Raw genomic sequence first — 22,256 nt, 5'->3', positions numbered from 1 at the left:
GACGGGTCGGGCGGCCGCGAATCGCCGCCTCCGCGCGTCCGGGGAGGAGGAGGTCCGTCAGTCACCGCCTCCGCGCGTCCGAGGAGGAGGCGGTCCGTCACCGCCCGACCTGCCGAGGTGCGGGTTCCAGCTGGCCCAGTGTGCGTCCGCGGCGCCGACGGCTCCCGAGGAGAAGCCCTTCAGCAGCCGCTCCAGGTCGAACGGCTGGTCGTCGAAGGCCTGCAGGGTCGCGTCGGTCAGGCCGCTCGCCACGCTGGAGGTGAGCATGAACTGCAGCAGCGTCCGCGGCGGCATCATCCAGGTCGCGCCCGTCAGGTACACGCCGTTGAGCGCGCCGGTGCCCATCGAGGTCAGCACCTGTTTCCAGTCGATCTGGTCGCGCCGGGTCTGGGTGGTCTGCACGTACAAGTCCATCGAGCCCATCAGGCCGCCGAACAGGGCGATGTTGATCATCAGCCGCTTGACCAGCTTTAGCACGACCGCCCTGGTGAAGCGGGCCCGCCACGTCGCCGCCTTCAGGCCCGGGCCGGTCGTGGCCGGGTTCGAGATGACCGGCAGCAGCGTGGTCAGCTGGATGATCAGTAACGCGACCGACAGTTTGACCATCCGCTTGGTGAACTGGACCTGCACGCCGAGGTCGTTCAGCGCCGTGGCCATCGTCACCAGACGGGTCAGCAGCTCCGCCTGACGGCTGCCGACCTTGTGCGAGGTGTTCCTGACCATGGCCCTGAGCGCCTCGCCGTCCCACGTGTGCCTGTCGGGACGGGAGACGCCCGCTCTCTCCGCGACCCGGTAGGCCGCGGCCGCCAGCGCGTCGGCCAGCGTGAACAGCTTGGACTCGTCGGCCTGGGGCCAGTCCGTACCGAGCACCCAGCCGACCCACGGTCGTGTCCAGCCGGGTATGCCCCCGTCGAGCCACACCTCCCGTCACGCCTCCGGGCGCTCTACGGCCTCGTAGGTCGCGGCGGTGACGTGCAGCCCCGCTCCGGCGCGGTCGAGCTCGGCGATGTAGTCCTCGAAGGCGTTGATGACGCCGTCGCGCATGGCCGGGTACTTCTTCTCCATCTCGGCGCCGTACTGGTCGTCGCCCATCGGCCGCCCGGCCACCGCGAACGCCTCGCGCACGTCCTTCAGTACATCGCGGATGCGCTCGGCCTCCTCGGCCGCGGTACGTCCGTACCGCCGGATCCGCTGAGGGTGCGCGCTGTAGCCCGAGCCCGTCATGCGCCTTCGCCCGTACGCATCACGGCAGCACCGCGGAGCTCGCCCTTGACATCAGCCCCGGCCCTTCGCCGCCCCGCGCCTGAGCTCGTCGACGATCTCGAACTCGTCGGCGGTCAGATCGGCCGCCACGCTCAGGGTGCCCTCGGAGGTGTGCACGATGATCGGCTCAGGCCGCTCGTCCTGCTCCGGGAGGGCCTCGAAGAGCGGAGGCCGCTGGTCATCAGCGCTCATAACCCCGAACCTACAAGGTGCGCGCACGGGGCAGCGTGGGCGGCCTCGCCTGACGTCAGGCGAGGTGCTTGACGAAGACGACCCCGTCGCTCTCCTGGAGATGGTCGGGATCCAGGGCGAAGTAGCCGTAGTTGGTGGAATCGTCGGTGCGCAGCGTCAGTTCGGCTCCTATCTCGGCGAGGGCCGTGACCAGGCGTCGCGAGTCGAGGAGGTAGCGGTTGTCCGGAAGGGCGGACAGGACTCCCTCCAGCGTGCCCGCCGGCGGAGCGTCGAGCCCCTGCTGGGGCGCGGCCCCCAGGGCCGAGGCCACGAAGGCGTACTGGTCGCCCAGTTGCGAGGCGACGATCGCTCCGGCGCTCCACCACTCCAGCGCCTGGCCTCCCAACTGCCAGCGGCTCACGTCTCTCTGCAGGTGGCGGTTGTGCGCGAACACCAGTGTCGGGCCGCGCCGCGCCTCGCTCTCCACGATGGCCTTGAGGTTGTCGGCCATCATTGCGTCCCGCAGGCCCATGAGCCGCGGCACGCGCGCCGCAGACGTGTCCGCCATGCCGGCGTGATAGCGGAGCAGCCCTGCGGCGGTACGCCCGTACATGCGGGCCCGCCACCAGTCGTCACGCGACGTCGCGGCCACCAGGCGCGGCGCCTCCGCCACGAGCAGGGCCTGAAGGTCGTCCGCGATCAGGCGCAGCTTCGTGACCTCAGCGGACGAGCCCACCGACCGGGAAGGGTCCATGGCCGCCTCGGGGTTGGTCCACCGCTCGTCGTCGCCGGTCAGCCGGTCGATGACGTCGGCGGCGCAGGGGATCAGGCCGCCGTCGACGTGGGCCGCGAGGTAGCCGTGGAGCGCGGTGAGCGCGTCCCTTGGGCTGGCGGCGCCCATCATCTCCAGCGGTGCGTCGAACCCGAAGAACCGGAGCCTGTCAGCGACGGGACGGCCCGTGTTGTACTCCCTCATCCAGCTGACGAGCTCGCGGTTCGCCGCCGACTCCCCGAATCCGTGGCTGAAGCCGCGCCGCATGACGTCGTCGAGCGACCCCGCACCGTCCGCGACGAACTCGTCGACCGTCAGGCCGGCCACGCAGTCGCTCTCGATCGCGATCGACCGGTACCCCTCGTGCTCGACGAGCTGCTGGAACACCTGGTTCCGAAGCCGCGGAAGCGCTTCCTCACCGTGCATGGCCTCCCCGAGACCGAGCAGGCGAGGTCTCGTCGTGAGCGACTGGAGGAACCCCTTGAGCGCGGCTCCGAGGCCACCGTCGTCGGCGAAGGCCCAACCGGCGTCGTGGACTGAACTGGGCATGGCGACTCCATCCTCTTCGGGATCGGCTGCTATGCCTTCAACCGTATCGTTGAACTTTCTGTGTAAACTTTGACGTCTGATGAGGATGTTCTCCGTGACCAGCCTTCAAACGTCGGAGACCGCGTGAGCCGCGCCAGGCTGCGGCCGGTCGACCTGGCGCGTCCCCACGGCCTGTCCACGCAGGCGATCCGGAACTACGAGGAGGCGGGCATCCTCCCGCCGGCGGACCGGACACCCCACGGGTACCGGGTCTACGCCCCTGTCCATGCCCAGGCTCTCCGCGTCTTCGTCGCCCTGGCGCCGGCGCACGGCCACCAGACGGCGACGGCGATCATGCAGGCCGTGAACCGGGACGCGGTCGAGAACGCCCTCACGCTCATCGACGAGAGCCATGCGCAGCTCCTCCAGGACCGGCGGACTCTCTCCAGCGTCGAGAAGGCACTGCGCGACCTGACGTCCGCAGAGCCCGCCCCTCCCCCATCCGGCGTGACATTCGTCGGGCCGCTCGCCCGGCAGTTGGGGATCCGGCCCGCGACCCTGCGCAAATGGGAGCAGGCCGGTCTGATCCATCCGCAGCGCGACCCCAAGACCGGGTACCGCGTCTACGGGTCCGCCGACGTCCGGGACGTCCAGCTCGCCCACCAGCTCAGGCGCGGCGGATACCTGCTGAATCAGATCGCCCCGCTCCTCGCGCAGGTGCGGGCGGCCGGAGGCGTGGAGCCGCTGGCGGCCACCCTGAGCGATTGGCGCCGCCGGCTGACCATGCGAGGCCGCTCCATGCTGGCGGCCGCGGCCGAACTCGACGCCTACCTGCGGGAGCGCGACGCCAGGTAACACGCTGGTCCGTCAGGAAGACTCCGCGGCCCGGCCGGCGGTTCGCTGAGCGTGTGGCCGCTGCGTGGCGGCCCCTAGCTCGCCTGAGGCTTCTCGGCTCGTACCGCCAGGGCCCGGGGCACCGGCCCGTCCAGGTCAGCAGGTCCAGCAGGGGACCTCGGTTGCCGGTCCTGACCTGCGAATACCAGGGCGGGTTGGGACGGTGTCCCGCAGTCAGCCGTCCTCCAGGGTGAGCAGGCCGCGTCGGAAGGCGGCGGCGACAGCGGCCGCGCGGTCGTTGACACCGAGTTTCGTGTAGATGTGCAGCACGTGGCTCTTCACCGTGGCCTCGCTGATGAACAGGCGGGCGGCGGCTTCGCGGTTGGTGGCGCCCTCGGCGATGAGGTGGAGGATCTCCAGTTCCCGGGCGCTCAGCGGGTCGGCGGGCGCGCGGACCTGGCCCATGAGCCGGGTGGCGACCGACGGGGAGAGCACGGCTTCGCCCCGCGCCGCCGTACGAACTGCACGGACGAGCTCGTCACGGCCGGTGTCCTTGAGCAGGTAGCCGGTGGCCCCGGCCTCGATGGCGGGCAGGACGTCCCGGTCGGTGTCGTAGGTGGTGAGGACGAGGACGCGGGCCGCGACGCCCACCCTGGCGAGTTCCTTGATGGCCGCGACGCCGTCCATCCTGGGCATGCGGAGGTCCATGAGGATCACGTCGGGGTTCAGCGCCCGCGCGAGTTCGACGGCCTGGGCGCCGTCTCCGGCCTCGGCGAGCACGTCGAAGTCCGGGTCGCCGGCGAACATGCCGCGGATGCCGTCGCGGACGATCGGATGGTCGTCGACGATCAGCAGCCGGATCGGGGTCTCAGCCACGTGCCACCGCCGGAACGCTCGCGGAGATCGCGGTGCCGACGCCGGGCTCCGACTCGATCTCCAGCGTGCCTGCCAGGCGGCTCACCCGTTTGCGCATCGAGGTCAGGCCGAAGCCGCCGCCGTCGCGGACGCGCTCGGGGTCGAATCCGGCGCCGTCGTCGCGCACGTCCAGGGTGACCACGTCCTCCATGTACGACAGTGTCAGCCCGACCCGGGACGCGCCTGCGTGCTTGGCCGCATTGGCCAGGGCCTCCTGGGCGGTGCGGAGCAGCGTCTCCTCGACCTCCGGATGCATGGGACGGACCGTACCAGTGGTGGCGAAGTCCGCACGTACCCCGTTGAGCTCACCCCACTGGATGACGACGTCCCTCAGTGCCTCGGGCAGTGGCGCCGCCTCCAACTGGCCAGGGCCGACCGCGTGCACGGAGCGCCGGGCCTCGGCCAGGCTTTCCCGCGCCAGCCGTACCGCGTTGTCCACACGACGCCGCCAGTCCTCGGTCCGCTGCGCCGCCTGGAGCTGGGTGATGATGCCGGTCAGCCCCTGGGCGAGGGTGTCGTGGATCTCCGCCGCCATACGCTGCCGTTCGTCGAGAACGCCCGCCTCGCGGGCCTGGACCAGCAGTTGGGCGTGCAGTCCCGCGTTCTCCTTCATGGTCGCCTCGAGCTGCGTCACCATCCGCTTGCGCTCGGCGCTCCGCTCGGCCGTGATCTCGCCGACGAAGCTGAACAGGCCGACCAGAGCCACGATGGCGCCGGTGAAGAACAGGTAGGCGAGGATTCCGGACGGCGTGGGATCAGGCAGACCGCCGTTGTAGGTCACGACGCTGATCGCCGCTGTGGCGGTTACCCCGGCGAACCGCCACTTTCCCTTCAGGTAGTACCAGGAGTGGATGTATCCGATGAAAGCGAAGAAGCTCGCGAACCACATCCCCTGCGTGCAGAGGGCTCCGATCAGCACCACCAGCCCGGCCGTGTAGACCGCGCCTCGCGGCACCAGCCAGATCCAGGCGGCGGCGGACGCGGCCAGGCCGAGCATGATCCACGACCTGCCGTCGGTGAGCAGGGAGAGCACCGCGGAGGTCGCCAGCAAGACGTACGGCGCAGCCGCCATCTGGCGCTCCAGGAGCTGCTCCCATCGGTCGAGCCGCCCCGTCATACCTCACTCCCAGCGGAAGAACCTGGCCGCGGCGATGCTGACGATCACGGCGTATGCGGCCATCACACCGAGCAGCAGAGGACTGGGAGCCCCGCCCGCCCAGACGTCCCGCAGACTCTGCCGGAAAGCGCCCAGAGGGGTGTACTCCCCAATACGGGCCACGATATCGGGCATCTGGTCCGTAGGCTGGATGAGTCCGGCGAGGTACGACATCGGGAAGAACAGCAGGACACCGAACCCGTTGGCGGCACGGCCGTTCGGAGCGAGGGCCGCGATGAGCAGGCCGACAGCGAACATCGCCGCCGTGCCGAGCAGGAAGGTCAGCACACCGGGCAGCACCCGGGTGGGCAGGTGAGCGCCGAGAACGGCGCCCCCGACGGCCAGCAGCAGGCCGCATGCGACCAGCGCGAGGACGAGCTGCAGGAGCAGCTGCACCACCAGCAGGTTCGCCGGGCGTACCGGCGTGGTCGAGAGCCTGCGCAGGATGCCCCGCTCGCGATAGGTGGCCATGGTGGTAGGCAGCATGTACAGCCCCACGAGCCCCACGGCGATCGCCAGCGCCATCGGCAGGAGCACGGTGTCTCCCGGCTCGATCGAGCTGCCGAAGACCACCAGGATGAACAGCGGGATGAGCAGCGAGAAAATCGCCCCAGGTTCCCGGGTCAGCAGCTTCAGTTCGACGATGGTGAGCTTGGTCATGGTTCTTCTCCGTCAGTGGGTCGAGTCGAACGAACGGCCGGTCAGAGCGACGAACGCGTCGTCGAGGGTGCGCTTGTCGATGCGCAGGTCGCTGACCAGGACGTGGTGGCGGGCGAGCTCGGCGGTGACCACCGTGGCGAAATCACCCCTGCCTGTGACGACCACCCGGTTCCCCGTCCTGGTCACGCCGGTCACCCCGGGCAGCCCACCCAGCTCGACCATGTCCCCTGCCATCAGCGTGAACCGCATCTGGTGTTCGGCGTCGATCCCGTCGACCAGCCCGGCCGGAGTGTCGAGCGCGACGACCCTGCCGTGGTCGAAGACGGCGACACGGTCGCAGAGCTCCTCCACCTCGTCCATGAAGTGGCTGACCAGCACCACCGTCACGCCGCTCGCCCGGACCCGCTTGATCAGCTCCCAGGTGGTACGGCGAGCCTGCGGGTCGAGCCCCGTGGTCAGCTCGTCGAGAAACGCCACCCGCGGATTGCCCACCAGCGCCAACGCGATGAACAGCCGCTGCTTCTGGCCACCGGACAGCTTCCCGAAACGGGCGTTGCGCTTGTCCGCCAGCCCCCACTCCTCCAGCAGCTCACGCCAGGCGCGCGGGTTGGCATAGAAGGAGGCGTACAGGTCGAGCGCCTCCCACACCTTGATGTTCTCCGGCAGCTGCGTGTGCTGGAGCTGCACACCGATCTGCTCGCGCAGCCTGCGCCCGTCCTTGACCGGGTCGAGGCCGAGCACCTTGATCGACCCACCGTCGGGCCGCCTCAGCCCCTCCACGCACTCCACGGTGGTGGTCTTGCCGGTGCCGTTCGGCCCGAGGATGCCGAAGATCTCGCCCTCCTCCACGGAGAGCGACACCCCGTCCAGAACGGTCAGGTCGGCGTACCTCTTGCGGAGGTCTGTGACTTCGATGACTGCCATGACTCAAGCATCTTTCACCAGCTCCCGGGGCGAATCGATCTGCCGGCCATACTCGTCCGCACATGCTGCTGACCCGAAAATCCACCGATCGGTTGATGCCGCCGAGGGGCTGCGCCGTGCTTGCCCGGCTTCGAATCGGCCGCGCCGTTACACCGTTACCCGCCGCCTTCGGTGGTGCTGTGGAACGACCGTGGGCATGATCCTTCAAGGCCGATGTGGATGTGGACCCTGGCGACGTCAGTCGTGTACTCCTCAACGGGGATCAACGCGAGGACCTCATCCACGAAGGCCTGCCGATCGGGCTGTCGGGCCGCATCGGCCGTCTCCACGCCGACGAGCAGCTCAGCCACGGTGATCGCCGCGACCACCTGCATAGAATCAGATCATCTGATCCGTCCCTACAGCACCGGCGCGGCGGTTACGGGGTGCCAGAGCGGCGCCGGACCGCTCGCCGAGCAGAGTGATCACGGCAGGCAACAACACGCCCCGGACGAGGGTCGCGTCGATCAGGATGGCGACCGACAGCCCGACACCCATCATCTTGTACTCGATCGCCGACAGCACGACGAAGACGCTGAACGCGGCGGTCATGATGACGGCGGCGCTGGAGACGACGCCGGAGCTGGCACCGATCCCGGTGACGACGGCCTGGCGCACCGAGGCGCCGGCAGCTTGGCGCTCCCGGATCCTGCTGAGGATGAAGATGTGGTAATCCATGCTCAGCCCGAACAGGATCACGAACATGAACAGCGGCAACCAGCCGATCACTCCGCCGTAGGGGGTGAAGCCGAGCACTCCGCTCAGGTGACCGTCCTGGAACACCCAGGTCAGCACGCCGTACGCGGCGCCGAGCGACAGCAGGTTGAGCAGAATCGACACCAGAGCCACCGCCGGGGACCGGAACGAGACAGTCAGCAGGACGAGCGCGAGCACGAGCACGAATCCGATCACCAGCGGCGTTCGTTCGGTGATCTGCTCGGTGAAGTCGTAGGCGAACGCGGTCTTGCCCGCCACCGCGTAGTCCAGGCCCTCCACTGTGCCGAGCGCGGCCGGGGCCTTGACGGCGCGCAGTTCCTCCAGGGATCGGTTGGCCGCCTCGCCCGTGCCGAAGTCGGCCAGCGGGACGCGAGCGACCATGATCCCGTCGACCCGCACGGTGGAGATCGGGTCCAGCTTCTGCACCGCCTGCCGCACGCCGGGCGCGTCCAGTGCACCGGGCCGCGTCTCCCACATGACCACCCACGCGGGCAGCGGACTGCCGGGGAACGCCTCCTGCATGCGGATCGCGGCGTCCACGACCGGCACCTCTCGGGGCAGGCTGTCTGTGACCGCCGCGTCCTGGAGCCGCATCGCGAACGCCGGCAGAGTCAGGACGATCAGGACCAGCGCGGCCAGTCCGCCCCACAGCCGCGGACGCCGTACGACTGCGCGCGCCACGGCTGTCCAGAAACGGGACTCACTGACCGCGGTACGGCGGCGGCCGAGCCACGGAAGGCGAGCCTTGTCGACGCGATCGCCGAGCAGGGCCAGAAGAGCGGGCAGCACCGTCACCGAGCCGATCATGGCGAGACCGACGACCAGGATCGTTCCCGCCGTCAGCCCCCGGAAGTTGTCCAGCCCGGTGAACAGAAGACCGGTCAGGCACAGCATCACCGTGAGGCCGGAGATGACCACCACGTGCCCGGAGGTCCGTGCGGTGATCTTGAGTGCTTCTGTCACGCTACGTCCGGCGGCCCGTTCCTCCCGTTCTCGGCGCAGGTAGAACAGCGAGTAGTCGATGCCGACGGCGATGCCGATCAGTAGCACGACGGAGGAGGTGGCGCTGTTGACAGGGACCCAGTGCGCGACCACCTGGAGCAGGCCGAACGCGGAAAGCACAGTCGTGATCGCCAGCAGCAGCGGAATCCCGACCGCGATCAGCGAGCCGAACACCACCAGCAGAATCACCGCCGTGAGCGGCAAGGAGATGAACTCGGCCCGTTTCATGTCGTCCTTGATGCCGTCGTTCACCGCAGCCGACAGGCTCGCGTCTCCGGCCTGAGCCAGCCGTACACCAGGATGCTCAGCCGCCACCTCCTTGACCGCCTGCTCAATGGCGGAGTAGTGATCGCGGAACTGCTCGTCGGGCCCGGCGATCTGCACATTGACCAGGCCGGAGCGTCCGTCCTCGGAGACCAGGTCGGCCCCGTCTGGCTCCAGAGGCGAACGCAGCTTGGCGACCGCGCCCGGCACCTGCCGCAACCTGCCGGTCAGATCCTTGACGGCAGCCCTGACCTGTGAGTTCACGGCGAGGGGCGAGCCGCCCTCGAGCGGCTGGACCAGGACGTTCTCCTGCAGCGGGACATAGCCGGTCTGAGCATCGAGGACCCGGTCGGCGCGGCCGGACTCCCCCGGATCGGTACTATGCACCGAATCCAAGCCCAGGACGGCGCTGGCGAACACCGAAACGATCACCAGGGCGAACCACCCGATGATCGCGGCCACCCGATGGCGGACCGACCAACCAGCGATCCGTTCCACCGACGGGCCGCGCGATTTGCTTTCAGGCAGCATGAACTGCTGTCCTTTCCCTGAAGGAGCGTTCCTGTGAGTGGGTGCGTACTTCTTCGTTCACCTGGGTCGTCGAGTTGCAGCTCGGCGGCCCAGGGCATGCTCTCGGAGCTATTCGACCGTCTTGAGAACCTTCTCGATCGCGGCAAGCCGTTCGTTGATCTCACCGAGGTGCCGCTCGATCCCCTGGCCGCTCGAAGCGATCTTGCGGTATTCGTCCTCGCGGGCGAGCGCCGCGCGGGCCCGGACCGTCGCGCCGATCTGCACGATGATCACTGTGATCACCGTGGTGACGAAGGCGAAGATGCCGACAGCGCCGAACACCTCCGCCAAGCTGTGCCCGTTCATCATTCCGTTCCCTCCGTACCGACCTCGGGCACGGACAGCGTGCCCACAGCGTCCTGGATTGTCTGCGGACTGAGTTCGATGACGAACGGATTCACCTCGTAGAACTTCATCGCCTTGCCGTCCTCCGAAAGCTCCAACCGGCCCGTCACCAGCCCTGCCGCCTCCAACTTGCGCAGGTGTACCTGCAGGAGAGGCCGGCTGATGCCCAGCTTGCGGGCGAGTCGACTCACGTAGTCGCGCTCTCCCGCCAGCGCCGCGAGGACGCGCAGCCGGTGCGGGTTGGCCAGCGTGGCCATCACCGTCAACAGCTCGTCCCCCGTCGGCGCCGGGGTGCTCATGACGCGTCCCGATACATGCAAGCAGAACTTAGCAGGTGCCCAATAGAGTTTGCCAAGCTACCCAGTCGGCCGGGGCGTCCTTGCTGGTGACGTGTGGTGATCGATCAGCGATCGCACCTGGGGGATCGTCCGGGAGGAGCGGGACGGAAACAAGGCCGTGTCCCGTGGGACGCAGCCCAGGGCCTCCGTCCCGACTGCGAAGAAGCCCCCCGCACGGTGTCTCGCGGCGGACGCCCGGTCAGCCATGATCCCGATCTCTACAAGCAGCGGAACGGTGCATCAATCGAATCAAGGAGTGGCGTGGGCTGGCCTTCCGGCTCGACAAGACGCCCGACAGCTATCTGGCAGGCCTGCACCTACGCGGAGCCGTCTTGTGGATCCGAGGCCTCTGACCGGCCTGAAGATCCGAACCTCGTACAGGCTCTAGCGGGGAGTGCCCTCAGTGTCAAGCTCAAGTTGGCCTTGACCTCCCCTCCGGGTGGACGGGTGCTTCCTTCATTCGTATGAGTGCCAAAATCATCTCCGGTGGGGAGTTTCTGGACAGCGAGCCTTCCTAGCGTGGCCGTTATGAATTGCGCATTGCTCAGACGGGGCGTGGCCTCTGCCGTGGCGGTCGGCCTTCTGCTCACCGGGCCCGCCGTACAGGCCATGTCAAAGCCCGTCACTGTGGCCCTGCCCCAGCCGACAGGTCCACGCGAGATCGGCACTGTCGCGCTGCACCTGCGTGACGGCTCCAGGGCCGACCCGTGGATCAAGGCACATGCCCGGCGTGAGCTGATGATCAGCCTGTGGTACCCCACGCGTCGTCCGGACGGCCACCCCGCTGCGCCTTGGCTGTCGCCTCGCGCCGCCGAGGCCTTCTATCGCAACAGCAGCCTCTCGCCTGCGGCTGTCAGCCTGCCTTTGACCCATGGCCGCGAAGGGGCCCGTGTGGCGGGCCGAGGGCTGCCCGTCGTACTGTTCTCGCCCGGCAACGGCGCCGACCGTTCCATGAACACCGCCACCGTCGAAGAACTGGCCAGCTGGGGCTACATGGTGGTCACGATCGATCATCCGGGCGATGCCGGCGAGGTGGAGTTCCCCAACGGCACGGTCACCGGCCGCGTCCTGAAGCCAGTCCCGGTGAGCCGGCTGGACGAGAAGGCCGAAGAGATCAAGGTGCGGGTGGCTGACACGCGCTTCGTGCTGGACCGGCTCAAGGAGTTGAACAAGGGGCAGAACCCCGATGCTGAAGGCCGGAAGCTGCCGGAGGGGCTGCGTGGCGCGTTCGACCTGAGCAGGGTCGGCATGTTCGGCCATTCCGCGGGAGGAGCGACGGCCGCCGCGACGATGCTGGAGGATCGGCGGGTCAAGGCGGTTCTGAACCTGGACGGACCCGCCCTCGGCAAGGTGGCCGCCAAAGGATTGGCCAAGCCGTACATGCTCATGGAGGCCGAGATCTTCGACAAGCCCATCCGCGGGCAGAAGGCCTTCTGGTCCCGGCTGAAGGGCTGGCGGCTGCACGTGAAGACCAAAGGTGTCAAGCACAATTCCTATACCGACCTGCCGTTGGTGTACGAGCAGGCAGCCCCGGTGATCGGCCTGTCAAAGGAGCAGTTGCGAGCGGTAAACGGGACACTGTCGGCGGCGCGTTCCGTGGCCGTCACCCGCGCCTACACCATGGCCTTCTTCGATCTGCATCTACGGCGCAAAGGCGACCTGCTCGACAGGCGTTCCTCGCGGTTTCCCGAGGTGCAGGTGATCGCCCGTTAGAGCCTGTACGAGGTTCGGATCTTCAGGCCGGTCAGAGGCCTCGGATCCACAAGACGGCTCCGCGTAGGTGCAGGCCTGCCAGATAGCTGTCGGGCGTCTTGTCGAGCCGGAACGCCAGCCCACGCCACTCCTTGATTCGATTGATGCACCGTTCCGCTGTGTTGCGCTGCTTGTAGAGATCGGGATCATGGCTGACCGGGCGTCCGCCGCGAGAGCCGCGCTTCTTGCGGTGGGCCGCCTGATCGGCCTTCTCCGGAATGACCGCCTTGATTTGGCGTCGGCGCAGGTAGACGCGGTTGCCGCGGGAGGAGTACGCCTTGTCAGCGGCAACCGCGCCCGGCCTGGTACGCGGACGGCCGATCGGCAGGCGGATCTTGATGTGCTCCAGCACGGCGCGAAACTGCGGGCTGTCTCCGGCCTGGCCGGGAGTCAGGACGAAGGACAGCGGACGGCATCGACGGTCAGCCGACAGGTGCACCTTGCTGGTCAGCCCGCCCCGCGAGCGGCCCAGCCCGGCCGCCTTCAGCCGGAACCGGTGCCGGCGGCGTATTCGCCGTCGGCCGTCACCATCTCCGCCGGGGTCGCCGTCGCGGGCGCTTTGCCCCTTTCGCATAGCCCCTTTTCTCGCTCGGCGGCCTCTTGCAGCGCCGCGGCCAACTCGCCCCTCAAGACCATCCCGGCGGCGTGGTGGTGCGCGCGGGCGGTGGTGGAGTCCACGCTCACCAGGTCGAGGTCAGCCTGCCCACGAGCCGCGGCCTCGGCGATCATCGCCTGCATCAGCTGCTCGAAGACGCCGTTCAGCGCCCAGGAACGGAAGCGGTCGTAGGCGGTGGACCATGGCCCGTACTCGACCGGCAGGACCTGCCATGGGCTGCCAGTACGAAACCGCCACATCACCGCGTTGAACTGCTGCCGAAGGTTCGGGATCGGGCCTCGCTCACCCAACGGCAAGTGAGGCTCGATCAAGGACCATTCCTCGTCGGTGAGGTCTCCACGCGCCATGCCCGGTGGCCTATCAGGATCGCCGACCGCACCGCAGGCGATCCTTCTGATCTCAACTTCGTACAGGCTCTAGATCAGCCCGCGCTCACAACACCGCACGGCACGCGGGTCTGGCCAGGAAGACATCGCACGGCAACCGGTCCGGTCGTCGAGCGGGGCTCATGGGTGGGCGTCGCGCGTTGAACCCCCATCGGCTTGAGTGCGATCTGTTTCGGCACCGACGGCGGTCCCGGCCGGAACGGCGGGCGGCTGCGCCGATGCGGCGGGACGGTCGCGCCGCGGCCTGGCGAACCGCCGCATGATCGGGCGCTCGACCAGGGTGAACAGCATCCAGGAGAGCAGGAGCGTGACGGCGAGCAGCAGGACGACCACGCCCAGCGCGGCCGGGGTCGACAAGCCTCGGCCCGCGCCCAGCCACTGTTGGCCGTACGTCAGCACCAACTGGTGCCAGAGGTAGAAGGCGAAGGAGATCTCGCCGAGCCAGACCGCGGCGCGTGCGGGCAGGCTGGTCGGCGGGCGAGGCGGGGCGGCGGCCCCGGCCGCGATGACGAGGCCCATCGGCACCACCATGATGGCCGTCAGGGTGTAGGCCGCCGGGAACAGCGGCGCGAGCGCGTACGCTGCGATGGCCAGCGCGACAGAGCCGCCGAGGTCCAGCGGCAGCCGGCGCCCGGTCATGACGATCCGCGCCAGAATCATCCCGAGGACGAAGTCCAGCATCCGCACGGGCGGGAACTGGTAGATGATCCAGAAGTCGTAGGCCGCGAGGTTCGCGCCCGGAAGCGGTTCCCGCGGCAGCATGCTCGATGCCACCGGGACGAGGAAGATCACAACGGCCACGCCGGCCGCCCATGCCCACAGCCGCTCGGGCCGGATCGCCCGAATCAGCCGGATCAGCAGGGGGAACGCGAGGTAGAACAGCATCTCGCAGGAGAGCGACCACGCGACGCCGTTGAGGCTGGCCCGGATCTCGAACTGGGGGAACCACGCCTGCACCAGGAGCAGGTTGAGCAGTGCCTGCCCGGCGTCGACTTGGACTCCCGCCACCCAGGTCAGCAGCGCGAAGGCGACGACCAGTGTGACGACGTGACTGGGATAGATCTTGAAGAAGCGCCGCCGCCAGAACCCGCGGGCCGAGTGCCCTGGGCGATGCGACCAGGTGAGGACGAAGCCGCTGAGCACGAAGAAGAAGCCGACACCCGCCCAGCCGGCCTGGGTGAAGATGGACAGGAGGGTCTGCTCAGCGCCTCGCTCCGCGAAGAACTGCGCCAGGGTGACGTGGAAGATGAAGACCATTGCCGCGGCGATGAAGCGCATCGCGGTCAGCGTCGGCAGCCGTTGCGGCAAGGAAGGCGGCGCTCCGGGAGGCTCATTGAACGTTTTGGCCCTTACGATCATCGGAAGACTCCTTACCTTCGTTCTGATCGTTATCGGAATCGTTCAGCCGACGGTCTCGCGTTCTTCGGCCCTTCCGGAAATCACGTCCGCCGGTTCGACGCCCTTACCGTGACGCCCTCCGGCTCGGGCGGCATCTTTCCCCGTGCTGAATTTCACCGTCCGCCGAGGATCGCGGCAATGCGGGAGATGCGCCGAGGACGGGCCGGAGGCGACCATACGGCGCGCGCGAACGACGACGCCATGGACGACGACGTCATGGGCACGGCGCGATTCTGCGGCGGGCGGCGCGCCGCACTTCCACATACGACAGGGCGAGCGGGCCCCTGGCCTGCTCGCCCCGGGTGGTGGTGATGCGGTTCAGGAACGGCTTGCGGCGGCCCAGTGTTCGTCGACGAAGCGGCGGATCTCTCGGGCGTGTTCGCCGTCTTCGGGAGCTTGCCCGAGGAACATGCCGTGGCCGGCGGCTTCGAAGACGTGTAGTTCGGCGGGTACGCCCGCGGTGCGCAGGGCTCGGTGCATGCGGACGGTGTCCGACAGCAGCAGGTCGCGGGTGCCGGACAGGAGGATGGTGGGCGGGAAGCCCTTGGCCAGGTCGCCGAACAACGGCGACAGATACGCATCACGCAGGTCGTGACCACCGGCGTAGAGCAGGACAGCAGGCATCAAGCTCGCGGTGAGCACGATGTCGAGCCCGAGGTTGGTCTGGTGGGTGTCGCCTGCCATGGTCAGGTCGGTGGCCGGGGTGTGCAGCACCACCGCGGACGGAAGTGGTAGGCCCTCGTCACGAGCCCGCAGGATCAGCGCGGCAGCCAGGTTTCCGCCGGACGACACGCCGCCGATGATGATCTCCTCGGGGCGGTGCTCTTGCAGCAGGGCCCGGTAGGCGGCCAGACAGTCGTCGAGCGCCACGGGGAAGCGATGATCGGGCGGCATCCGGTAGTCGACCGACCACACTCGGGCCCCGACCATAATGGCGGTGACGGCGGCGATGGCCCGGCACATCTGCCCGCCGTTCAGCATCCAGGAACCGCCGTGAATGTCGAGATACACGCGCCGGTCGTCGGGTGAGACGTCCTCCGGGGTGACCACGTAGACCGGGAAACCGCCGAGGTCGATCTCCTCGACGTTGTCCCCGCCGGGCAACGCGTCGCCGAACAACTCCAGCAGTGCCTTCTCCTGCGCGGCGATCATCTCCCGCCAGCCGTCCAGGTCGTCGATCGCGGGCAGCGATGCGGACGGCCACTGATAGGGCGGCCCCGCCATCCCTCGAGCGAGTACGGCCTGGGCTTCCGGGCTCACCGACGCGGGCACCGCGATGTCGCGAGCCGGAAGACGGACTGTCGGGCGCGAATCATCAGCCATGGTCGTTGGTCTCCTTGCCGTGATCATTGCTCGGGGAATCACCCCGGAATGTGGACACCGACTGTCATGCAGCGATTAGCACATTAATCTGTCCGCCGTTCGTATTGGAGTGGCCGAGCCGGTTCAGGCGGGAATGCTTCCTGCGCGTGTTGCGGACGATCCACTCGAAGACCGCCAGACGGGCCTCGCAGACCGCGGCCCGGCGTTTGACACCTGGCAAGACAGCGTGTTTCAGGGACGCGTCCAGCGTGGTCACGGGCCATTTCCACGATGGCCGGGCGGGCGGACTCGAACCCCTGACCTTCTGATCCGTGGACCCCAAAGGATTTCCAGGTTTGTTTAGGTCCGTTCGTCATACTGGTTTCCGGAAGTCCAGATCCATCCCGTCGGATTCGAAACTCTCCGTCCTGGCGGTTCCCAGGAGATCTCAGGTCGGCTTGACGCGCGGCGGCTCGCTCACCTCACACGGCGTGCCGCCCGTTTCCAGGCTTCCCCAGCCCTGGTCGGCCCGCCCTGCCGAGTACGGCCACGGAAAGGACCGCGAGCACGAGGCGGATCACACCACCAGTTCCGTATTTTCGAAGAAGCGGCTGCGGGCCGAGGGCTTACTGTTGATAGTGTGGATCATCTGTGACAATTCATCGACGTGCCGGAGGGCGGCCATTTGGCCAGGCCACGTGCTCATGCTCGCCTTTCGCCGTCGGATCTGCTCGTGAGTGCCGTATCCAATGGATAAGGAAAAGCCTCGTGACAACTGCTTCCTCCGATCAGACTCTCGTTCCGGTCGCCCAACTGATTTCTGAGTTCGGCGAGCAGGTCATCACCCCCGATGATCCGCGTTACGATCCGGCACGCACCGTCTACCAGGGCGGAATCGACCGCCGTCCGGCGGCGATCGTCCGGCCCCGGGATGCGGCGCAGGTCTCCCGGGTCGTGTCGATCGCCCGGGAGCACGACCTCGAACTGGCCGTTCGCGGCGGCGGCCACAGCAACGCCGGATACGGCGTGTGCGACGGCGGGCTGGTGCTCGATCTCAACGACATGTGTGAGATCGACATCGATGTCGAGGGACGCACCGCGTGGGTGCAGGCCGGGATGAGCGCCGGAGTGTACACCGAGGCGGTCGGCGCCCATGGTTTCGTCACCGGGTTCGGCGACACCGGCACCGTCGGGGTCGGCGGCATCACCCTCGGCGGCGGCATCGGGTTCCTCGTCCGCAAGTACGGGTTGACGATCGACGCCCTGCTGGCCGCCGAGATCGTGACGGCAGACGGCCAGATCCTGCACACCGACGCCGACACCCACCCGGACCTGTTCTGGGCGATCCGCGGCGGCGGAGGCAATTTCGGGGTCGCCACCCGGTTCAAGTTCCGTCTGCACGAACTCGAGTCGATCGTCGGCGGCATGCTCATCTTGCCCGCGACGGTCGACACCATCGAGGCGTTCGCTGCGGCGTCCGAGGCGGCGCCGCTGGAGTTGACGACCATCGGCAACATCATGCCCGCGCCGCCGATGCCGTTCCTGCCCCCTGAGCAGCACGGGCAACTCATCATCATGGCGATGATGTGCTACGCGGGCGGGGCGGAGGACGGCGAGCGGGCCCTAGCGCCCTTCCGCGCCATCGCCACGCCGCTCGCGGACATGGTCCAGCCGATGCCGTACTCCGGCATGTTCCCTCCGGACGAGGACGACTTCCGTCCCATCGCCTCCTCACGCACGATGTTCATCGACAGGATCGACCGGGCGACGGCGGAGACGATCGTCGAGCGTATCCAGGCGTCGACCGCGTCGATGGCCGCCACGCAGGTGCGCGTGCTCGGCGGTGCCATGGCGGATGTGCCCGCCGACGCCACCGCCTTCGCCCTCCGTCAGAGCAGGATCATGCTCAACCTGGCCGCCATCTACGAGGACCTGGGCGAAGCACCGGTGCACGACGCCTGGGTCGACGACTACGTCGCGGCCCTCCGTCAGAGCGACCACGGTGCGTACGTCAACTTCCTGGGCGACGAGGGCGAGGCACGTGTCCGTGCGGCCTACCCCGGAGCCACCTGGGAGCGGCTCATGAAGATCAAGGCGGTCTACGACCCCACGAACCTCTTCCGGTTGAACCAGAACATCCCGCCCGCCTCATGACGTACTGCCCGCCCTAGGCTGCCCCTCTCCGCTGCGACTCCCCTGGCCCATTCAGGGGAGTCGTCCTGCTTCAGGGACGAACTACGGACCACAGACCGCTTCCTGGCGAACGGCATGCCGAACTGATCAGTCGGGTGGCCGCGCGGGCCGGCCGCCCGCAGGGCCGAGGTCACGTCCATCGAGGACTCCCGGCCATGGTGGCATGGCCGGGCCCACCGCCGGGACGCCTACGTCGAGGGCCTCGGTCAGGCGCCGACGTAGGCCGCGAGGTGCTCGCCGGTGAGGGTGGAGCGGGCGGCGACGAGGTCGGCGGGTGTGCCCTCGAAGACGATCCGGCCGCCGTCGTGGCCGGCACCGGGGCCGAGGTCGATGATCCAGTCGGCGTGCGCCATGACCGCCTGGTGGTGCTCGATGACGATGACCGACTTGCCGGCGTCGACGAGCCGGTCGAGCAGGCCGAGCAGCTGCTCGACGTCGGCGAGGTGGAGGCCGGTGGTCGGCTCGTCCAGGACGAACACGCCGCCCTTGTCGGCCATGTGAGTGGCAAGCTTGAGCCGCTGCCGCTCGCCGCCGGACAGCGTGGTGAGCGGCTGGCCGAGGCTGAGGTAGCCGAGCCCGACGTCGGCGAGCCGGCCGAGGATGGCGTGCGCGGCCGGCGTGCGGGCCTCGCCGACGCCGAAGAACTCCTCAGCCTCGGTCACCGACATCGCCAGCACCTCGCTGATGTCGCGGCCGCCGAGGTGGTAGTCCAGCACCGAGGCCTGGAACCGCCTGCCCTCGCACTCCTCGCAGAGGGTGGCGACGCCGGCCATCATCGCCAGATCGGTGTAGATGACGCCGGCGCCGTTGCAGTTGGGGCAGGCGCCCTCGGAGTTGGCGCTGAACAGCGCCGGCTTCACACCGTTGGCCTTCGCGAACGCCTTGCGGATCGGGTCGAGCAGCCCGGTGTAGGTCGCCGGGTTGCTCCGCCGCGAGCCGCGGATGGCGGTCTGGTCGATCGACACCACGCCCGCACGGGCGGGGATCGACCCGTGCACCAGCGAGCTCTTGCCGGAGCCGGCGACGCCGGTGATGACGGTGAGCACCCCGAGCGGGATGTCGACGTCGACGTCGCGCAGGTTGTTCGCCGTCGCGCCGCGGATCTCCAGCACGCCGGTGGGCTTGCGCACCTTCTCCTTGAGGGTGGCCCGGTCGTCGAGGTGGCGGCCGGTGACGGTGCCGCTGGCCCGCAGCCCCTCGACGGTGCCCTCGAAGCAGACGGCGCCGCCCCCCGTACCGGCGCCGGGGCCGAGGTCGACGACGTGGTCGGCGATCGCGATCGCCTCCGGCTTGTGCTCCACGACGAGCACCGTGTTTCCCTTGTCGCGCAGCTGCAGCAGCAGGCCGTTCATCCGCTGGATGTCGTGGGGGTGCAGGCCGATGGTGGGCTCGTCGAAGACGTAGGTGACGTCGGTGAGAGAGGAGCCGAGGTGGCGGATCATCTTGACGCGCTGCGCCTCGCCGCCCGACAGCGTGCCCGACGGCCGCTCCAGCGAGAGGTAACCCAGCCCGATCTCCACGAACGAGTCGAGGGTCCGCCGCAGCGTCGCCAGCAGCGGCGCCACCGACGGCTCATCGAGGTCGCGGACCCATCCGGCCAGGTCGCTGATCTGCATCGCGCAGGCGTCGGCGATGCTGATCCCCTTGATCTTCGACGACCGGGCCGCCTCGCTGAGTCGGGTGCCGTCGCACTCGGGGCAGACGGCGAAGGTGACCGTCCGCTCCACGAAGGCGCGGATGTGCGGCTGCAGCGCGTCGACGTCCTTGGACAGCATCGACTTCCGGATCCTCGGGATCAGGCCCTCGTAGGTCAGGTTGACGCCGTCGACCTTGATTTTGGTCGGCTCCTTGTAGAGCAGGTCGTTGAGCTCTCTCTTGGTGAACTTCTTGATCGGCTTGTCCGGGTCGAAGAAGCCGCAGCCAGTGAAGATCCGGCCGTACCAGCCGTCCATGCTGTAGCCGGGGATGGTGAGCGCACCCTCGTTGAGCGACTTGGTGTCGTCGTACAGCTGGGTCAGGTCGATGTCGTTGATCGAGCCCCTGCCCTCGCAGCGCGGGCACATGCCGCCGGTGACGCTGAAGCTGCGCCGCTCCTTCACGGTCTTCCCTGCGCGGTCCAGCGTGACCGCACCCGCTCCGCTTATCGAGGCGACGTTGAAGGAGAACGCCTGAGGAGAGCCGATATGCGGCTGCCCGAGCCGGCTGAAGAGGATGCGCAGCATCGCGTTGGCGTCGGTGGCGGTGCCGACGGTGGAGCGGGGGTCGGCGCCCATCCGCTGCTGGTCGACGATGATCGCGGTCGTCAGCCCCTCGAGCACGTCGACCTCGGGCCGCGCCAGCGTCGGCATGAAACCCTGCACGAAGGTGCTGTAGGTCTCGTTGATCATCCGCTGCGACTCGGCGGCGATCGTGTTGAAAACCAGCGAGCTCTTGCCTGAGCCGGAGACACCGGTGAACACCGTGAGCCGGCGCTTGGGGAGCTCGACGCTGACGTCCTTGAGGTTGTTCTCGCGCGCGCCGTGCACGCGGATCAGATCGTGGCTGTCGGCAGCGTGCAGCGCAGGCGACTGCGTGTCCTTGCTCATCGTGTCTCCATCTGTATAGCGGGGCCGCCTTCGCGGTCTCCATCGGCGTCGCCCGGCTCGATCTGACCAGATTCGAGCATTATGTCTGGTTTTCTCCTCGTCGGGCGCACCTTCCACCGAGGCACTGGCCACCCAGACATTCCGATACTCGGAGTCGCGACGACGCTGAGTGCGGGAGCGGGGGGCGGCTCAGCGCAGCTCCTGGATGCGGATCATGTTGCCGGCGGGATCGCGGAAGGCGCAGTCGCGAATGCCGTACGGCTGCTCGGTCGGCTCCTGGACGACCTCGGTGTCGCCGGCCTGCACCCGCTCGAAGGTGCTGTCGAGGTCGGTGGTGGCCAGGAGGATGCCGGCATAGGTGCCCTTGGCCATCATCTCGGCGATGGTGCGGCGCTCGTCCTCCGTGATGCCGGGGTCGGCGGCCGGCGGGTGCAGGACGATGGACGTGTCAGGCTGGCCGGCGGGGCCGACCGTGAGCCAGCGCATCCCGCCGTATCCGACGTCCTTGCGGACCTCGAAGCCGAGGGTGTCGCGGTAGAAGGCCAGGGAGGCGTCCGGGTCGTTGTGCGGGAGAAAGCTCGCGTGAATGGTGATATCCATGCAGGTCAGGCTAGCTGCGGCCCCGCAACCCGCGCTTCTCGATTCCTGATCGGTCTGGTCACCTGTTTCGCCACGCAGGACGGCATCCCCGCCGTCGCGCTCGCCGCCTCGCGCCGATAGACGCTGGGCGGCACACCGACCAACTCGGTGAAGCGAGTGCTGAAGGTGCCCAGCGACGAGCAGCCGACCGTGAAACAGACCTCGGTGACACTGAGGTCGCCACGACGCAGCAGCGCCATCGCGCGCTCGATGCGCCGCGTCATCAGATAGGCGTACGGCGACTCGCCGTAGGCGAGCCGGAACTGGCGGCTGAGGTGCCCGGCCGACATGTTCACGCCGCGGGCGAGCGCCTCGACGTTCAGCGGCTGCGCGTACTCCCGGTCGATCTGGTCGCGGACGCGGCGCAGCCGCGCGAGGTCGCGCAGATGCTGCTCCGCGGCAGGTCTGCTGGTCACCTGCGCATCGTACGTCGCGTCGAAGCTGCCCAGCGCCGACGGCGTCCCACCCCACTGCTCTGCGCCCAGGACGTGCCGATCGAGCAGATCTCGCGCCCGGTCGGACACACCACCACGGTCGTCACGGAGTCACGCCCTGGCCTTGCCTTCGTCCGGTTGGCCTAGTTCGGCGACGAGGAGCTGCAGCAGGCCGGGACAGTGCTGCTCGATGTCCTTCCTGAGCAGCCGCAGCGCGCTCCCGTTGCCGTGATCGCGCTGCGCGACCAGGCCCGCCTCACGCAGGACCCGGAAGTGATGGGTACGTGTGGCCTTCTTCACCGGCAGGTCGAACGACCCACAGGCGCGCTCCCGGTCCTCGGAGTCGGCCGCGAGTTCGGCCACCATCCGCCGCCGGGAGTCGTCGGCGAGCGCGGCGAACACCTTGCCGAGATCCATGTCCCTCTCCTTCAGGTACGACTTGCATCGTACCTG

23 protein-coding genes and 2 pseudogenes are annotated in these 22,256 nt (G+C 68.4%); 5 read left to right on the top strand and 20 right to left on the bottom strand.

Going from position 1 to position 22,256, the window contains the following annotated elements; translation table 11 throughout:
* Nucleotides 1–57: 57 nt before the first annotated feature.
* Genes ABZ297_RS07575 through ABZ297_RS07560 form a run of 4 tightly spaced genes read right to left on the bottom strand, consistent with a single transcriptional unit; the run spans nt 58 to nt 2,755 of the window.
* Nucleotides 58–921 (bottom strand): hypothetical protein, encoded by an 864-nt coding sequence (locus ABZ297_RS07575; RefSeq protein WP_355340953.1) that lies wholly within the window; start codon nt 919–921, stop codon nt 58–60.
* A 6-nt stretch (nt 922–927) separates the two neighbouring features.
* On the bottom strand, nt 928–1,224 hold the full coding sequence (locus ABZ297_RS07570) for a hypothetical protein (RefSeq protein ID WP_355340951.1): 297 nt from the start codon (nt 1,222–1,224) through the stop codon (nt 928–930).
* 51 nt (nt 1,225–1,275) lie between these two features.
* The gene (locus tag ABZ297_RS07565) at nt 1,276–1,455 is read right to left on the bottom strand and encodes a hypothetical protein (protein ID WP_355340948.1); all 180 of its coding nucleotides are present in this window, start codon (nt 1,453–1,455) and stop codon (nt 1,276–1,278) included.
* Nucleotides 1,456–1,510: 55 nt separating this feature from the next.
* Entirely contained in the window at nt 1,511–2,755 is a 1,245-nt protein-coding gene (locus tag ABZ297_RS07560) for an erythromycin esterase family protein (protein ID WP_355340945.1), read from the bottom strand.
* A gap of 123 nt (nt 2,756–2,878) precedes the next feature.
* Between ABZ297_RS07560 and ABZ297_RS07555 the strand changes: the two genes are divergently transcribed.
* Nucleotides 2,879–3,589, top strand: coding sequence for a TioE family transcriptional regulator (locus ABZ297_RS07555; protein ID WP_355340943.1), 711 nt, complete (start codon nt 2,879–2,881; stop codon nt 3,587–3,589).
* A gap of 213 nt (nt 3,590–3,802) precedes the next feature.
* On the opposite strand, the gene ABZ297_RS07550 is transcribed toward ABZ297_RS07555, so the two are convergent.
* The 8 genes from ABZ297_RS07550 to ABZ297_RS07515 all read right to left on the bottom strand — a co-directional run bounded on the left by ABZ297_RS07550 (nt 3,803) and on the right by ABZ297_RS07515 (nt 10,459).
* The gene (locus ABZ297_RS07550) at nt 3,803–4,444 is read right to left on the bottom strand and encodes a response regulator transcription factor (RefSeq protein ID WP_355340941.1); all 642 of its coding nucleotides are present in this window, start codon (nt 4,442–4,444) and stop codon (nt 3,803–3,805) included.
* Nucleotides 4,437–5,600, bottom strand: coding sequence for a sensor histidine kinase (locus tag ABZ297_RS07545; RefSeq protein ID WP_355340938.1), 1,164 nt, complete (start codon nt 5,598–5,600; stop codon nt 4,437–4,439). The genes ABZ297_RS07550 and ABZ297_RS07545 overlap by 8 nt, the downstream gene beginning before the upstream one ends.
* Nucleotides 5,601–5,603: 3 nt before the next feature.
* Nucleotides 5,604–6,299, bottom strand: a complete 696-nt coding sequence (locus ABZ297_RS07540) for an ABC transporter permease (protein WP_355340935.1) — start codon at nt 6,297–6,299, stop codon at nt 5,604–5,606.
* A gap of 12 nt (nt 6,300–6,311) precedes the next feature.
* Complete coding sequence (locus tag ABZ297_RS07535; protein WP_355340932.1) at nt 6,312–7,223, bottom strand: ABC transporter ATP-binding protein; 912 nt, start codon at nt 7,221–7,223, stop codon at nt 6,312–6,314.
* A 155-nt stretch (nt 7,224–7,378) separates the two neighbouring features.
* Nucleotides 7,379–7,597, bottom strand: coding sequence for a hypothetical protein (locus ABZ297_RS07530; RefSeq protein WP_355340929.1), 219 nt, complete (start codon nt 7,595–7,597; stop codon nt 7,379–7,381).
* Between the two features lie 4 nt (nt 7,598–7,601).
* Entirely contained in the window at nt 7,602–9,776 is a 2,175-nt protein-coding gene (locus ABZ297_RS07525; RefSeq protein WP_355340926.1) for an MMPL family transporter, read from the bottom strand.
* 108 nt (nt 9,777–9,884) lie between these two features.
* On the bottom strand, nt 9,885–10,106 hold the full coding sequence (locus ABZ297_RS07520) for a hypothetical protein (RefSeq protein WP_355340923.1): 222 nt from the start codon (nt 10,104–10,106) through the stop codon (nt 9,885–9,887).
* Between the two features lie 14 nt (nt 10,107–10,120).
* A complete protein-coding gene (locus ABZ297_RS07515) occupies nt 10,121–10,459 on the bottom strand; it encodes a helix-turn-helix domain-containing protein (RefSeq protein WP_350812127.1) in 339 nt (112 codons plus the stop codon).
* Nucleotides 10,460–10,678: 219 nt separating this feature from the next.
* Between ABZ297_RS07515 and ABZ297_RS07510 the strand changes: the two are divergent.
* A pseudogene (locus ABZ297_RS07510) lies at nt 10,679–10,851 on the top strand (IS5/IS1182 family transposase); the annotation flags it as partial.
* A gap of 256 nt (nt 10,852–11,107) precedes the next feature.
* Nucleotides 11,108–12,211 (top strand): lipase, encoded by a 1,104-nt coding sequence (locus tag ABZ297_RS07505; protein WP_355340920.1) that lies wholly within the window; start codon nt 11,108–11,110, stop codon nt 12,209–12,211.
* Nucleotides 12,212–12,242: 31 nt separating this feature from the next.
* On the opposite strand, the pseudogene ABZ297_RS07500 reads toward ABZ297_RS07505, so the two are convergent.
* Nucleotides 12,243–13,213 (bottom strand): annotated as a pseudogene (locus tag ABZ297_RS07500) (IS5 family transposase).
* Between the two features lie 159 nt (nt 13,214–13,372).
* Nucleotides 13,373–14,509, bottom strand: a complete 1,137-nt coding sequence (locus tag ABZ297_RS07495) for an acyltransferase (RefSeq protein WP_355340917.1) — start codon at nt 14,507–14,509, stop codon at nt 13,373–13,375.
* Here ABZ297_RS07495 and ABZ297_RS07490 point away from each other — a divergent pair.
* Nucleotides 14,499–14,723: a hypothetical protein gene (locus tag ABZ297_RS07490; RefSeq protein ID WP_355340914.1), complete on the top strand. Its 225-nt coding sequence runs from the start codon at nt 14,499–14,501 to the stop codon at nt 14,721–14,723. The genes ABZ297_RS07495 and ABZ297_RS07490 overlap by 11 nt on opposite strands.
* A 245-nt stretch (nt 14,724–14,968) precedes the next feature.
* Here ABZ297_RS07490 and ABZ297_RS07485 read toward each other — a convergent pair whose 3' ends face one another.
* Entirely contained in the window at nt 14,969–15,973 is a 1,005-nt protein-coding gene (locus ABZ297_RS07485; protein WP_355340911.1) for an alpha/beta hydrolase, read from the bottom strand.
* 64 nt (nt 15,974–16,037) lie between these two features.
* Complete coding sequence (locus ABZ297_RS07480; RefSeq protein WP_355340908.1) at nt 16,038–16,229, bottom strand: hypothetical protein; 192 nt, start codon at nt 16,227–16,229, stop codon at nt 16,038–16,040.
* Nucleotides 16,230–16,720: 491 nt separating this feature from the next.
* On the opposite strand from ABZ297_RS07480, the gene ABZ297_RS07475 reads away from it, so the two are divergent.
* Nucleotides 16,721–18,106, top strand: a complete 1,386-nt coding sequence (locus ABZ297_RS07475; RefSeq protein WP_355340905.1) for an FAD-binding oxidoreductase — start codon at nt 16,721–16,723, stop codon at nt 18,104–18,106.
* Nucleotides 18,107–18,351: 245 nt separating this feature from the next.
* Here the strand turns inward: ABZ297_RS07475 and ABZ297_RS07470 are convergent, their stop codons facing one another.
* From ABZ297_RS07470 to ABZ297_RS07455, 4 genes are all read right to left on the bottom strand, one after another.
* Nucleotides 18,352–20,730, bottom strand: coding sequence for an excinuclease ABC subunit UvrA (locus ABZ297_RS07470; protein WP_355340902.1), 2,379 nt, complete (start codon nt 20,728–20,730; stop codon nt 18,352–18,354).
* A 189-nt stretch (nt 20,731–20,919) separates the two neighbouring features.
* Nucleotides 20,920–21,330 carry a VOC family protein gene (locus ABZ297_RS07465; protein ID WP_355340899.1) on the bottom strand — a complete coding sequence of 137 codons (411 nt, stop codon included), beginning with the start codon at nt 21,328–21,330 and terminating at the stop codon, nt 20,920–20,922.
* Nucleotides 21,331–21,335: 5 nt separating this feature from the next.
* Nucleotides 21,336–21,785: a helix-turn-helix transcriptional regulator gene (locus ABZ297_RS07460; RefSeq protein ID WP_355341132.1), complete on the bottom strand. Its 450-nt coding sequence runs from the start codon at nt 21,783–21,785 to the stop codon at nt 21,336–21,338.
* A 129-nt stretch (nt 21,786–21,914) separates the two neighbouring features.
* A complete protein-coding gene (locus tag ABZ297_RS07455; protein WP_355340896.1) occupies nt 21,915–22,220 on the bottom strand; it encodes a helix-turn-helix domain-containing protein in 306 nt (101 codons plus the stop codon).
* Between the last annotated feature and the right edge of the window lie 36 nt (nt 22,221–22,256).

It is taken from the genome of Nonomuraea sp. NPDC005983 (assembly GCF_040614375.1).
GTDB lineage: Bacteria > Actinomycetota > Actinomycetes > Streptosporangiales > Streptosporangiaceae > Nonomuraea.
This window is presented reverse-complemented; position numbering and strand designations above follow the sequence as displayed.